Source organism: Novosphingobium sp. BL-S-20, from assembly GCF_055521635.1.
Window position 1 is genome coordinate 1,521,462 of the sequence record NZ_CM145493.1, and the last position, 13,923, is coordinate 1,535,384.

Here is a 13,923-nt window from a genome sequence, read left to right on the forward strand (position 1 = left end):
CCCCGTAAATCGCTCGCTTTGCCGCTTCATTCTGGGCTCGACAGCAGCGGATCGGCAAACCATGGTTTCTGGGTCTCGTCCCCAGCTTTTCTAGGGATGGGAGACCGGGGAGCTTGCATGGATCTGAAGGCACTGTCGCTGAACACCCTGCGGGCGTTCGAAGCCGCCGCCCGGCATCTGAACTTCACGCGCGCGGCGGACGAACTCTGCGTGACCCAGGCCGCGGTGAGCCAGCAGGTGAAGATGCTGGAGAGCCATATCGGCAAGGCCCTGTTCCGCCGCACCACGCGCGGTCTGGTGCTCAGCGACGAGGGGACCCTGCTCGCGCCAGTGGTCTCCGAGGCGCTCGGACGGATGAGCGCGGCGCTCGCGGCGGTCAGCGGCGCCGGCGTGCGCGAGGTGCTGACGGTGGGCGTCGTCGGCACTTTCGCGCTCGGTTTCCTGATGGAGCGCCTGCCCGACTTCCGTATGAGCCATCCCGGCATCGACGTGCGGCTGCTGACCAACAACAATGCCGTGGACCTCTGGACCGAGAGCCTCGACCTCGCGATCCGCTTCGGCGACGGGTCCTGGCACGGCGTCGCCGCCGAACGGCTGATGGCAGCGCCGATGACGCCGATGTGCAGCCCCGCCCTGGCCAGCCGGATCGCAGCCCCTGCCGATCTCGGGCACCTTCCGCTGCTGCGCTCTTATCGGTTGCAGGACTGGCCCGTCTGGTTCGAAGCGGCCGGTGTAAAGGGCATCACCGCAAGCGGTCCGGTCTTCGACGCCTCCCACCTGATGGCCGTCGCCGCGATGCGCGGCCTCGGCGTGGCCCTGCTCCCTGAGGCGATGTTCGCGCGCGAGCTGTCCGCCGAGCAGCTCGTCCGTCCTTTCGATCTCGCCGTCGATCGCGGCGGCTACTGGTTGACGCGCCTTGCCTCACGCCCTGTCACAAGTGCCATGGCCGCCTTTTCGACGTGGCTGCTGGAGCAGTCCCGCCCTCAAGCCTGATTTTGAACCGACCTGATTTCGAAGCGGGAACCGGAAAGCGGCGAGCGTGTTTTGCCCTTCGCGATTGCTCCCGCTAAGTGAGATTGGGGCTGGATTTCGGCGGTGGGGCACAGGAGATGGTTTCGATGAACGGCATGGCGGCCAGTGCCGAAGGGTTCCTGTCCCGCGGCGGAGCCCTTGCGCGCCGCATTGCCGTGTTCGACTGGTCGGCAACCCCGCTCGGCCCGATCTCCAACTGGCCCGTCAGCCTCAAGCAGACGCTGGGCTTCATGCTGCCTTCGCCTGTGCCGCTGGTCCTGCTCTGGGGCGAGCAGGGCGTAATGCTCTACAACGACGCCTATTCCCGCTTCGCAGGCGCACGCGACAGCCGCCTGCTCGGCTCGAACGTCCGCGACGGCTGGGACGAAGTGGCGGACTTCAACGACAATGTCATGAAAGTCGGGCTGGCAGGCGACACCCTCAGCTACCGCGACCATGTGCTCACGCTGCACCGCGAAGGCCATCCCGAGCAGGTGCGCCTGAACCTCGACTATTCGCCCGTACCCGGCGACGACGGCAAGCCAGCAGGCGTGATCGCCGTGGTCGTCGAGACGACCGAAGCCCATGCCGCCCGCCAGGCCCTGTTGCAGAGCGAGACCCGCCTGCGCTTCCTCGACGCTCTGGGCAGCGCAGTACGCGACTGTCCCGGTGCCGACCAGATCCTGGCGATCACCGCGCGCATGACCGCCGGGCACCTCGGGGTCTCGCACTGCGCCTATGCCGACATGGACGCCGATGGCGACGGCTTCACGATCCGGGGCGACTGGCACGCACCGGACCTCTCCTCGATCATGGGCCACTACCGTCTCGCCGATTTCGGCGCGCGGGCGGTAAGCGAGCTCAATGCCGGTCGGCCACTCATCATTGGCGACAACCGCCGCGAACTACCGCCGGAAGAGGCGCGGACCTTCCAGAACATCGGCGTGATTGCCACGATCTGCATGCCGCTGGTCAAGGACGGCCACCTCACCGCGCTAATGGCGATCCACGACCGCGACGCCCATGAATGGAGCGACTACGAACTCGGCGTGATCCGCGAGGTGACCGAGCGCTCCTGGGCCCATGTCCAGCGGGTCGGCGCCGAAGGGCAGCTTCGCGAGCGCGAGGCGTTCAACCGCCAGATTCTCGACAGCGCGATCGACTACGGCATCGTCGCCACCGATCCCGAGGGGCGGATCACGCTCTGGAACGCGGGCGCCGCCGCGATGCTGGGGTGGAGCGAGGCGGAAATGCTCGGCCAGCCGATGGCCACGTTCTTCACGCCCGAGGACCGCGACCTCGGCCGCCCCGCTGCCAAGCGCCGCGAGGCGCTCGATAGCGGCCGCGCCCACGATGCCCGCTGGCACTTGCGCAAGTCGGGCGAGCGTTTCTGGGGCCTCAGCGAAATGACCCCGCTGCGCGACGCGGCGGGCGAGGCGATCGGCTTCGTCAAGCTCATGCGCGACCGCACGCCCGAGCACCGCGCGCAGGAAGCGCTAAACCAGAGCGAGGAACGCCTCCGCCGCGCCCAGCGGGCAGGCGGCGTCGGACTGTTCTCGATCGACATTCCAGCCAACAGCATCGACGGCACCGAGGAGTTCTGGCGCATCTTCGGCATCGACCCCGCCCAGGAACCAGGCGGCGCGCCTGCCACCGAGCGGATCGAACAATTGGTCATCCAGGAAGATCACCACCTGATCTCCACGCGCTCGCGGCGAAAACAGGGCGAGACGCAGCTCGACGTCGAGTATCGCATCCACCGCGCAGACAGCGGTGAGGAGCGGGTGATCGCCCGCAAGGCCGATTTCGAATACGACGCCGATGGCCGCCCCGCCCGGATGATCGGCGTGGTGCAGGACGTGACCGACCGCCGCCGCATCCAGCGCGCGCTGGAAAAGAGCGAGGCGCAGTTCAGCACCCTCGCCCAGAACATGCCCAACCAGGTCTGGACCGCCCGCGCCGACGGCCGGATCGACTGGATCAACGACCGCGTCTACATCTACACCGGCCGCTCTCGGCAGAGCCTGGGCAGTGAAGGCTGGACCGAGGCGCTCCACCCCGACGACCGCGCCGAGACGCAGGAAAAGTGGGCGCGCTCGGTGGCCACCGGCCATGTCTTCGAAACCGAATTCCGCCTGCTCGATGCCCATGGCGGCTATCGCTGGCACCTTTCCCGCGCGCTGCCGCTGGTCGATCTGAACGGCGAGATCAGTGCCTGGATCGGCACCAATACCGAGATCGAGGCGCAGAAGCAGGCCGAAGCCGCCTATGCCCAGGACCGCGACCGGCTCTGGTCGATCAGCCGCGATCTCATGCTGGTCTGCGACCATTCCGGCATGATCACCGCCGTCAATCCCTCAGCCGAACGCCTGCTCGGCTGGCACGAGGGCGAGATGCTGGGCCGCCGCATCGCCGCCTTCATCCACCCCGACGACCGCGCGGTGACAGCCTCGGCACTCGCGCGCATGGCGGGCAGCGTCGCTCCCGAGATCGAAGCCGAGACCGTCGCCTTCGAAAACCGCCACCGCACGCGCGGCGGCGACTATCGCCTGATTGCCTGGACCGCCGTGCCCGACGGCGACCGCATCCACGCCGTGGGGCGCGACGTGACCGAGCAGCGCGCGGTCGAAGAGGCCCTGCGCCAGAGCCAGAAGATGGAAGCGGTCGGCCAGCTAACCGGCGGCATCGCTCACGATTTCAACAACCTGCTGCAAGGGATCACCGGCAGCCTCGACGTGATGCACAACCGCCTGGAGCAGGGCCGCACCGCCGATCTCGAACGCTGGCTTCAGGGCGCCCGCACTTCGGCCGAGCGCGCCGCCTCGCTCACCCACCGCCTGCTGGCCTTCTCCCGCCGCCAGCCGCTCGACCCGCGCCCGGTCCGCGCCAATCCGCTGATCGCCTCGATGGAAGACCTGCTGCGGCGCACTTTGGGCGAGCATATCGACCTCGAGTTCGTGCTCTCCGGCGGCCTCTGGCAGACCCGGTGCGATCCCAACCAGCTGGAAAACGCGATCCTCAACCTCGTCATCAATGCCCGCGATTCCATGCCGGACGGCGGCAAGCTGACGATCGAGACCTGCAACGCCCATCTCGACGATCACTATGTCGCTCAGCAACGCGACTTGCGGCCCGGCCACTATGTCTGCATCGCCATCAGCGACACCGGCGTCGGCATGAGCCGCGAGGTGGCGAGCCGGGCCTTCGAACCCTTCTTCACCACCAAGCCGACCGGACAGGGCACCGGCCTCGGCCTCTCGATGATCTACGGCTTCGCTCGCCAGTCGGAAGGCTATGCCCGGATCTATTCCGAGGAAGGCCTGGGCACCAGCGTCAAGATCTTCCTGCCCCGCCATCGCGGCGCCGAGGACCGCGATGCGGGCGAAGACGAAGGCGGCCACCTGCCGGAAGCGGTCGCTGGCGAAGTGGTGCTGGTGGTCGAGGACGAATCCGTGGTGCGCGGCCTCATCATCGAAGTGCTGGACGAACTGGGCTACACCGCGATCGAGGCGGTGGACGGACCTTCAGGCCTCGAAATCCTGCAATCGGGGCAGCGCATCGACCTGCTCATCACCGATATCGGCCTGCCGGGGCTGAACGGCAGGCAAATGGCGGACGGCGGACGCTCGGCCCGGCCCGGCCTCAAAATCCTGTTCATGACCGGCTATGCCGAGAATGCCGCGCTCGCCTCGGGATTTCTCGAACCGGGCATGGCGATGATAACCAAGCCTTTCGCCATGGATGCGCTGGCGAAGCGGATACGCGAAAGCATCGAGGGTTGAGCGCATGACCGAAGGAAATTCCGTGGCGGGGCTGCGCGTTCTGGTCGCGGAGGACGAAGTGCTGGTGGCGATGCTGCTGGAGGAAATGCTCGGCGATCTTGGCTGCCGGGTCGTCGGCCCCCACGCCACGCTGGCCGATGCGCTGGAGGCCAGCCGCGAGGGTGCCTTCGACGTCGCGGTGATCGACATGAACCTGGCGGGCGAGCGCGCCGATCCGGTCCTGGCCGAACTCGGCGCACGGGCGGTGCCTTTCGCGATCGCCAGCGGAGGCAACTGGGACCTGCCGCACCCGCCCGCGTTCCTGCTGAACAAGCCCTATACTTTCGCCCAGCTCGCCGAGGCGGTGAAAGCTCTGGAGCAAGCGCGGGGATAATCGGCACGATCCGCGCGGTAAGCAAACCACCCGCCCCCTTCAATAATAACGCCCACCTTTTCCGTCGTCCCCGCGAAGGCGGGGACCCCGCTTTCTTCTTCAAGCAATCGTCCCGCCGCAAGAAAAGCGGGGTCCCCGCCTTCGCGGGGACGACGGGGAATGGATTTGTCAGACTCCACCGATTTGCGATCGGCGGACCGCCCCTCACTGGACCTCGCCTCGGAATTCCCATACCTCTCCGCAAGTTCCGACGGCCAAGAGAAAGCGTATCTGCGATGTCGACAATCCCGGCGCCTCTGTCCGTTCCGGCCCCGCCCGACCGGCGCCAGCGCCTCAAGGCCATCGTCGCAGGCTCCACCGGCAATCTCGTCGAATGGTACGACTGGTATGCCTATTCCGCCTTCACGCTCTACTTCGCGCCGCACTTCTTCCCGGACGAGGACCGCACCGCCCAGTTGCTGAGCGCGGCGGCGATCTTCGCGGTGGGCTTCCTGATGCGCCCGGTCGGCGCCTGGCTCATGGGCATCTATGCCGACCGCAAGGGGCGCAAGAGCGGGCTGACGCTCTCGGTGGCGCTGATGTGCGCGGGGTCGCTGCTGATCGCGGTGACGCCTTCCTACCAGTCGATCGGCATCGGCGCCCCGCTGCTGCTGGTGCTGGCACGGCTGATGCAGGGCCTGTCGATCGGCGGCGAGTACGGCGCCAGCGCCACCTATCTGTCGGAAATGGCGGGACGCGACCGGCGCGGCTTCTATTCCAGCTTCCAGTACGTCACCCTGATCGCCGGGCAACTGGTGGCGATCTGCGTGCTGCTGGTGCTCCAGGCGCTGCTGACCGAGGCCCAGCTCGACGCCTGGGGCTGGCGCATTCCCTTCGTGATCGGCGGCGCTCTGGCGATCCTGGTGTTCCGCCTGCGCCGCGGCATGGCCGAGACCCACAGCTTCGAGAAAGCCCGCGCCGAAGGCGCGCCGCAATCGGGCTTCCTCGAACTGATCCGCCGCCACCCACGCGAGACGCTGACGGTCATGCTGCTGACCGCGGGCGGCACGATCGCCTTCTATGCCTATTCGATCTACATGCAGAAGTTCCTGGTCAACACCAGCGGACTGAGCCGCGAGACCGCCTCCGAGATCAACGGCGTCACGCTGTTCCTGTTCATGCTGCTCCAGCCGCTGGCGGGAGCACTGTCCGACCGGGTGGGTCGCAAGCCGCTAATGATCGGCTTCGGCCTGTTCGGCGTGCTCTGCACGTACCCGATATTCGCTACCCTGGCGACGACCCGCGATCCGCTGGTGGCCGGAGCGCTGGTCATGGCGGGGCTGGTGATCGTGACCGGCTATACCTCGATCAATGCGGTGGTGAAGGCGGAGCTGTTCCCCGCCCATATCCGCGCGCTGGGCGTCGCCCTGCCCTATGCCCTCGCCAACACGCTGTTCGGGGGCACTGCTGAATTCGTGGCGCTATGGTTCAAGCAGTCCGGAATCGAGCAGGCGTTCTATATCTACGTCTCGGTGATGATCGCGATCTCGCTGGTGGTCTACATCCGCATGCGCGACACCAAGCACCATAGCCTGATCCTGGAGGACTGATCCTACATTGCAAAAGTCAGGCTGAGACCATCCTGAATATCGCCGAGGTCATGACGATCTGCGAGGACTGATGGCTCTCACCGTCCAGTTCGACCAGTTGCACTTTCCCGGACAGGCCGGGCTTGGCCGACAGGGCCTCGCAGGCCGAACGGGCGCCCTCCAGCATCAGGGTGCTGATTTCGGCATTGCCCGGAATCTCGACTTTGGCCACGCCGAACAGCGCCCGAAAATCGCGCGAGAGGCGCGTCTGGTCCAGTTCCGCCAGATCGCGGACCAAGCGCTGCTCATCCCACCAGAACGACGGGCTTTGCGGTGCATAGCGGCGGAACATCCCGCCATGGTTGGCGAGCACATAGGCACAGAAGGCGCCGCCGAGCGAATGGCCGGTCAGGTCCTGCGCCGCCGGATCGATCGGATAGCGCTCGGACAGAGCCTTGCGCAGGTCGATCGAGAGCCACCGCGCGAAGTCGTCGGCACCGCCCGTCGGCAGGTACTTGCCGCGCGCTTCGGGATCGGGAAGGCTCTCGCGAACTTTGGGCGAGGCGGACTTGGGAAGCGGGAGGAAGTCGAGGCTCCGCCGCCGCATGTCGAACGGCCGGGCGCCGGGATAACCGATGGCCACGACCAGCATCGGCTTGACGCCGCTGACGCCGGGATACTCGGCCTGGAGCCGCAGGGCGTCGAGCGCGGTTCCGAAATAGGCGTCGCCGTCCAGCATCCAGAGCACCGGATAGCCGGAAGGCGGCGGCGGCGCCTTGGGATGGGCGACGAAAAGATTATAGGCACCGGAAGGGCCCTGCACCGTGAAGGCATCGACGCTTCCGGTCCCATAGTCGAACCCGGCTGGGCGCAGCGTGGTGCCGATGGAACCCGTACCTTCCGCCCGATCCGAAGCTCCCGCCTGCCCGGGAGCCAGCAGAGCGCCGCCGGAAAGCGCCACCATGGCGCGGCGCGTCATCATCGAATCCATGCCATAACCCCTATCCGGTCAGTCCGCATGACAGGAGGCCGATCCTGTCGCTGCGGCGATCTACACCCTGCTGCCGGTCCCGCCTTACAAGGCAGGCCCGGCAGCAGGGCATGCGATCAATACTTCAGGCTGATCGTGCCCAGGATCGTGCGCGGGGCGCCGTAATAACCCTGGTTGAAGTTGAGCGCCTGGATGTACTTCTTTTTGGTGACGTTCTTGAGGTTCGCGCTGACCGAGAGATTGTCGGTCAGTTCGTACCGGGCGAACAGGTCCACCAGGGCATAGCCCTTCTGTTCGAGACGGACCTGCTCCCCGGTCGTGCTCGACACCACGCCCAGCGGATCGAGATAGATCCGGCTCTGGTACTGGCCCGAGGCGCCGAGCTTCAGCTGATCGAGCGCGGCGGGCGTCCAGGTGATATTGAGCTTGGCGAAATTGCGCGGCACGAAAGTGCGCACCGCTTGGTCCTGCTCGCCGCGAATGCGCATCAGGGTATAGCTGCCGGTCGCCTGTACGCCCGGCAGGAGCTGGCCGCCGAATTCCAGCTCGATGCCCTGAGACTTCGCATCGACGCCGCGGTAGACGGTGACGAGGCTGCCGTCGATGAGCAGCGCGCCCGCGGATTCCGCCGTGTTCTTCTGGCGGGCCTGGAAGACCGCGACGCTGGCGTTGAGACGGCCGCCGTACCACTCGCCCTTGAAACCGGCTTCGAGGTTGTCGCCGGTGATCGGCGCGATGATCTCGCGGGTAGTGCTGGTTTCCGTCTGCGGCTTGAAGATCGTCGAGTAGCTCGCATAGGCGCTGACATTTCCGGTCAGATCGTAAGTCGCTCCCACGAACGGCAGGAAGCGGTTGCGATCGTAGTTCATCACGACGCCGTAGGAATAGCCTTCGCTGGTGGCGTGCGTGTAGTTGCCGCCGACCATGACCTTCAGCGGATCGGCAATGTTCAGGCGCACGAGGCCGTAGACGGTTTCGCGCTTGGTCTTGGTGTCCAGACCCAGCGTGAAGGTGTTCGTGTAGGTTTCCGAGAAGTTGGGATAGGCGAAGCTGCCGTCGTAGATCTCGTCGAAGGAGATCATGCGGCCCGCGCCCGCGCTCGATCCCTGCTCATAGCGCTGGGCGCTGCGGTTGACGCCGAACATCACCTCATGCTGGCGACCGAACAGTGCGACCTTGCCTGCGACGTAGGCATCGAGAGTCAGGTTGCGCGTCTCGCCCTGGTAGGCGCCGGGGAAGGCGTAGACGCCCTCTCCGGTTTCCCGGTCCGGCGTGCCAAGCGCGTAGAACAGCTTGTCCGTCTCGCTGATGGCGCGGCGGTTGACCGTCAGCTTGGCGTGCCAGTCGTCGTTGAAGTGATGCACGACATCGCCGAAGACCTGCCGGTCGATGACATGCCAGCCCGCCCAGCTGGGGCCGGTATTGGCGGAGCGGGGCAGGTCGATACGGGTGCCGTCGGTGTAGTAGATCGGCAGCGCGCCCCACATGGCGCCGTTGCTCTTGTGGTCCTGGTGAGCGTAGCCGACGGTCAGCGTGGTCTGCGGGCCGAGATCAGCCTCGACGATGCCGTAGCCGGTCCAGCGGCGCAGGTGGTAGCGATCCAGGTAGCTGTCCCCGTCGTCATAGACGCCGACCGCGCGGGCACGGACCGCGCCGCCCTTGGTGAGCGGCACCGAAACATCGCCGTCGAGGCGCACGTGATCGAACGACCCGTATTGCGCGTTGGCGGAGGCCTGCAGTTCCCGGGTCGGGCGCTTGCGGATGAAGTTGACCACGGCCGAGGGATTGCCGGTGGAGGAGAGCAGGCCGGGGGCGCCGCGCACCACGTCGATGTGGTCGTAGATGGCGGTATCGATCGAGCCGGTCTGGACCTGGAAGGCGAAGGGCAGGCCGATGCCGTCGATCTGGAAGGTCTGGATGTCGAAGCCGCGCGCCGAGTAATAGATGCGGTCGGTTTCCTGGGCCTGCACCTGCACGCCCGGCGCCGTCTTCAGCACATCGTTGATGTCGTTGAGCTGAAAGTCGTCGATCTGGGCGCGGGTCACCACGCTGACCGATTGCGGCGTCTCGCGCTGGCTGAGCGGGAAGCGGTAGGTCGTGGTCTGCTTCCTGACCGCGTAGTCGTCCTGCCCCTCGGTCCGCTGGCCGGTGACGATGATCTCTCCGGCCGAGGTCGAAACTTCGGATGCGGCTCCCTGCGCGGCAGTGGCCGCGAGCAGCGCGAGCGTGATGGACATGTGGATTCCCCTGTTGAACTATGGGGGTGCCATAGAACCGAATTTCGCTAATGCAAGTCGTTCTCAATATCTCTTTATTGCTATTTCCCGATGAATTATTTCCCTGCCCCATCGGCTCGCATGGACTGCGAGAGGAAAACGGGTTCCGTATCTGTGGCGGTCCGCGCGATCGACAGGATTTCCATGCGCCCTTCCGCGCCAAGATAGCGGACTGCCGTTTCCTGTAGGTCCGCCGCCGTTATGGCGCGCAAACGATCGGTCGCGCTTTCGAAACGTGCAATGCGCTCCGGCTGCGATTGCGATCGCGACACCAGACCCATCCAGCCGCCATTGCCCTTGAGTGCATTACCCAGCCGTTGAAGCATCGGTTCGCGCGCACGTTGCAGCACGTCCGCTTCGACAGGCCCGTTCCGCAAGCCGGCAACGACGTCCTCGATCGCACGGCGGGTCGCCGGAATCTCCACGGCATCAATGGATGCATTGACCTGGAAGTAGCCGTAGCCCTTCCAGACATGCGACATCAAACTTGCAGAACCGGGCGAATAGGCCTTGCCGAGCGTTTCGCGCAGTTCCTCGGTCAGCCTGATGTCCATGATTTCGTGAAGCAGTTCGAGCTTGGCGGTTTCGAGTGGGTCGGCATCGTCGCGGGTGGGCCAGAGCATGCGCAGGATCGCCTGGTTCGCCGGTCCATCGTGCCGGACGACATGCCGCGCCGCGGTCTTCGGAAAGACGCGAGGCGGCTGCCCTTCATGCGAACCGAAGGCCGGTTCGCGCTGCGACAACGCGCCGAAAGTGCGCCCGACCAGCGCGATGGCGACCTCTTCGTCAAAATCTCCGACCAGACCAATCTCGATCGCGCCATGCGCAAGGCGATCACCGATATCAGCCTTCAGCCGGGCGAAAGAGAGCTGGCGGTAGTCGTCCGCGGCTCCCAGCGAGAAACGCGGATCGCCCCCGCTCGTCAGACTGCCAAGCCGCGCCTGCAAGGCCGATTTGGGCGTCGCGTCGAGCTTTGCGAACTGGTTGTCGATCGATTGGCGATAGCGAACCTCGCCTTCGGGCCGATAGCCCGGATCGGTGATCAGCGCGGCCAGCAGCTGCAATTGCAGTTCCAGGTCGCGCGGGGTGCTGACGGCGCCGGCATCGAAGGAATCTTCCCCAATGCCAAGGCCCATGCCGACACTGTGCCCCGCAAGGATGGACTTCAATTCGTCGGCGCCGTGCCTGCCGAGACCGCCGCTGGCAAGACTGGGCACGAGCTGAGTGGCGCGAGGGTTTTCAGTCGTGTTCAGTCTGCTTCCGCCGTCGACCGCAAGACTGACCCGGACACGATCCTTCTCGAGTTCGGTTCTGCGTAGATTGACCATGACCCCGTTGGCAAAGCGTATCTCGCGGATACCCAGGTCCGACCGGACATCACGGACAACCCGTCCCGGCGCACCGAACGCGGTATAGGCAAATGGCCGGGGCCTGGTTTCCTTCCCTTTGCCGATGCTCGACTGCTGGATCGAGGCCCAGGCAGACCGCAGTGCATCCTCACCGCCTTCGGGTGCCTTTCGTCCGGTAAAGCGGATCATCGGCTGCTCCAGGGGAACGGCTTCCCGGAGCATCGCCTGCAGCACGTCGTCGGCGGTGATCCGGGGTGCCAGTTCGTCGATGCGCTCCAGCGCGGATTGCGGCGTCGAAGGTATCACGCGGTCGTCCACCAGACCCAGTGCCAGCTGCGCGAGGCCGTTGTTGCTGCGGGTCGCGGCCGAAGCGGCAGCATTCCGCGCTCCGGTCAGCAACCGTGCGACTTGCTCGGCCACTTCATCCGCCGTGAAACCATACTCCAGCGCTCGCCTGTATTCGAGACCGGCCGCGATAATGCCCGCCCGCCACTGCCCGTCGACGGTGCTGACGGTCAGAGCCGTCGAGCGCGCCGTCTCGAAAAGATCGCCGGTTCCGAAACTGGCGCTGCGGAAAGGCGGTGTCGCGCCATGGGCAAGACGGCTCAGGCGCCGGTTGACGATGGCATATCCGATTGCGCGGAGAATGGCCTGCTCGCGGTTTTCGAGCGTGTCGGTCTCGTCGATATAGGCGCCGCTGCGCTGGATCGTGACGTGTTCCGACAGTGCGGGCGCGGTATAGATGCGGATGCGTCCGGCGTCGGCGGGATCGACCGGCCCCGCGTCCGGCTGCGCTTCGACAGGGCGCGGCTGCCAGTCGCCGAAGCGCCGGCGGATGTCCGCTTCCACCGCGTCGACATCGATATCTCCCACGACGACCAGCGTCGTATGGGCAGGCACGTATTCACGCTCGTAGAAGGCACGAAGCGACGCGGCAGTCGCGGCCTCCAGCGTCTCCCTCGTGCCGATCGGCAGGCGCTGCGTGTAAAGCGCGCCGGGATAGAAGAACGCCATTCCATCCACCGTGCTTCGCAGCGCCGGGGAATCGCGATCGCGCATTTCCGCGAGCACCACGCCGCGTTCGCGCGCCACGGCATCCTGCGCAATCGTCAGGTTGCTCGCGGTCTCGCGCATCAGCATCAGCGCCGTGTCGAGCAGTTCGCGGTCCGCGCGCGGCAGGTCGAGCTTGTAGAGCGTGCGCGTGAAATTGGTGGAGGCATTGGTGTCCGATCCGAACGCCAGCCCGGCCCGTTCCAGCAGAGGCACCATTTGCCCCTCGGGCACCCGGTGCGAACCGTTGAACGCCATGTGTTCGAGGAAGTGCGCATAGCCGCGCTCCTCCGGAGCTTCGTCGAGCGACCCGGCATTCACATCCATGCGGACGACCACGGTGCCGGCCGGCGTGTCATTGTGACGCAGCACATAACGCATGCCGTTGGCGAGACGGCCGACACGGAAGCCCTCGTCCATGGGAATGTCGCTGCTTTCGAACGCCCATGAGGTATCGTCCACGCGGACGGGTTCGCTTGCCGCGAGAGGCGTTGCAGCAAGAAGGAAAGCGATCGGGACAAGCGAGGTCTTCATGGTCTGGTGCGAAGCTCCGTGGAAGCGGCGGCGAGCGGGAGTCATGAAAGCCGGAAGGCTTGTCCCCGCTCGCCGGTGGATTTCTGGAATGGTTCGAATGGGCAGCGACGGGCGCGTGGCGGACGAGCGCGTGGCGATTATCGCTAGCGCCGGAAAGGGTGCAGGCCGCGGGGATTGCAAGCGACAGCCTTCATGTCGCATGCCTCATGAGAGCGGCCGATAGGTCATCGGCACGATGAAATGGAGCTGCGCGGCGCTCAGTTCCTTGGGTGGCCGCGGATAGGGGACCGCGTCGCGGATCTGCGCCAGCGCCAGTCCGTCGAGCGCGGCGACGCCGCTGCTTCTGGCGACGGCGATGTCGGTTATCTCGCCGCTTCCCGTGAGATTGAACCGGACCAGCACCCGACCGCGAATTCCGGCCTGCGCGAGGCTCGCCGGAAATGCCTTCCGCCGCAGGATGTGCCGGAAAACCTTGACGGCATAGGCATTGCTTCCTGCGCTGCCCCTTGCCGGTGCGGAGGCATCGGAAACGGCAGGCGCAGCGCCGGGACGCCCGCCATCGGACGCCGAAGCCTGCGCCTGCGCCGGAGCATGGGTGGAAACCTGAACCGCCGGTGCGGACGTTGGCCGAACCACGGCAAGCCCTGCGCGCTCGCCCTCCTGCGGCCCTTCGCCCGGCGCGATGGCTACTGGCCTCGTCACTTCGGGAACGATGGGGCGAACCGGCGGAGGCAAGACGGCAGGCCCATCAGCCGCAGCCGCCTCGGCAGGGCTCGCTGCCTTGCTCGGCGCAGACTGGCTGCGAGATTTCGCTTCGCTGTCCTCGTCCCGTGCATCGGTGAGGGAGATCGTCGTGAGCCGTTGGCCTGCAGCGGCACCCTCCTCGCCGGTCTGCGGCACACGCCAAGCCGCCAGCAGCAGGACCAGAACCAGCCCGTGCACCGAAGCCGTGAGCAAGGCCGATGTAAGACGAGGAGTCATCGAGCCGA

At 66.1% G+C, this 13,923-nt stretch carries 8 protein-coding genes; 4 read left to right on the plus strand and 4 right to left on the minus strand.

Annotated features, from left to right (window positions below; translation table 11 throughout):
• The first annotated feature begins 117 nt into the window (after positions 1-117).
• From ACZ1II_RS06265 to ACZ1II_RS06280, 4 genes are all read left to right on the plus strand, one after another.
• A complete protein-coding gene (locus ACZ1II_RS06265; RefSeq protein WP_465143557.1) occupies positions 118-993 on the plus strand; it encodes a LysR family transcriptional regulator in 876 nt (291 codons plus the stop codon).
• Positions 994-1,118: 125 nt separating this feature from the next.
• Positions 1,119-4,793, plus strand: a complete 3,675-nt coding sequence (locus tag ACZ1II_RS06270; RefSeq protein WP_465143558.1) for a PAS domain S-box protein — start codon at positions 1,119-1,121, stop codon at positions 4,791-4,793.
• Positions 4,794-4,797: 4 nt separating this feature from the next.
• Positions 4,798-5,166, plus strand: coding sequence for a response regulator (locus ACZ1II_RS06275; protein ID WP_465143559.1), 369 nt, complete (start codon positions 4,798-4,800; stop codon positions 5,164-5,166).
• 275 nt (positions 5,167-5,441) lie between these two features.
• Positions 5,442-6,755, plus strand: coding sequence for an MFS transporter (locus ACZ1II_RS06280; protein ID WP_465143560.1), 1,314 nt, complete (start codon positions 5,442-5,444; stop codon positions 6,753-6,755).
• A 16-nt stretch (positions 6,756-6,771) separates the two neighbouring features.
• Here ACZ1II_RS06280 and ACZ1II_RS06285 read toward each other — a convergent pair whose 3' ends face one another.
• The 4 genes from ACZ1II_RS06285 to ACZ1II_RS06300 form a co-directional block, all read right to left on the minus strand.
• On the minus strand, positions 6,772-7,725 hold the full coding sequence (locus ACZ1II_RS06285) for an alpha/beta hydrolase (protein WP_465143561.1): 954 nt from the start codon (positions 7,723-7,725) through the stop codon (positions 6,772-6,774).
• Between the two features lie 116 nt (positions 7,726-7,841).
• Positions 7,842-9,962, minus strand: coding sequence for a TonB-dependent siderophore receptor (locus ACZ1II_RS06290; RefSeq protein ID WP_465143562.1), 2,121 nt, complete (start codon positions 9,960-9,962; stop codon positions 7,842-7,844).
• Between the two features lie 95 nt (positions 9,963-10,057).
• Positions 10,058-12,934: a M16 family metallopeptidase gene (locus tag ACZ1II_RS06295; protein ID WP_465143563.1), complete on the minus strand. Its 2,877-nt coding sequence runs from the start codon at positions 12,932-12,934 to the stop codon at positions 10,058-10,060.
• Between the two features lie 204 nt (positions 12,935-13,138).
• A complete protein-coding gene (locus tag ACZ1II_RS06300; RefSeq protein WP_465143564.1) occupies positions 13,139-13,915 on the minus strand; it encodes an energy transducer TonB family protein in 777 nt (258 codons plus the stop codon).
• Positions 13,916-13,923 lie beyond the last annotated feature (8 nt).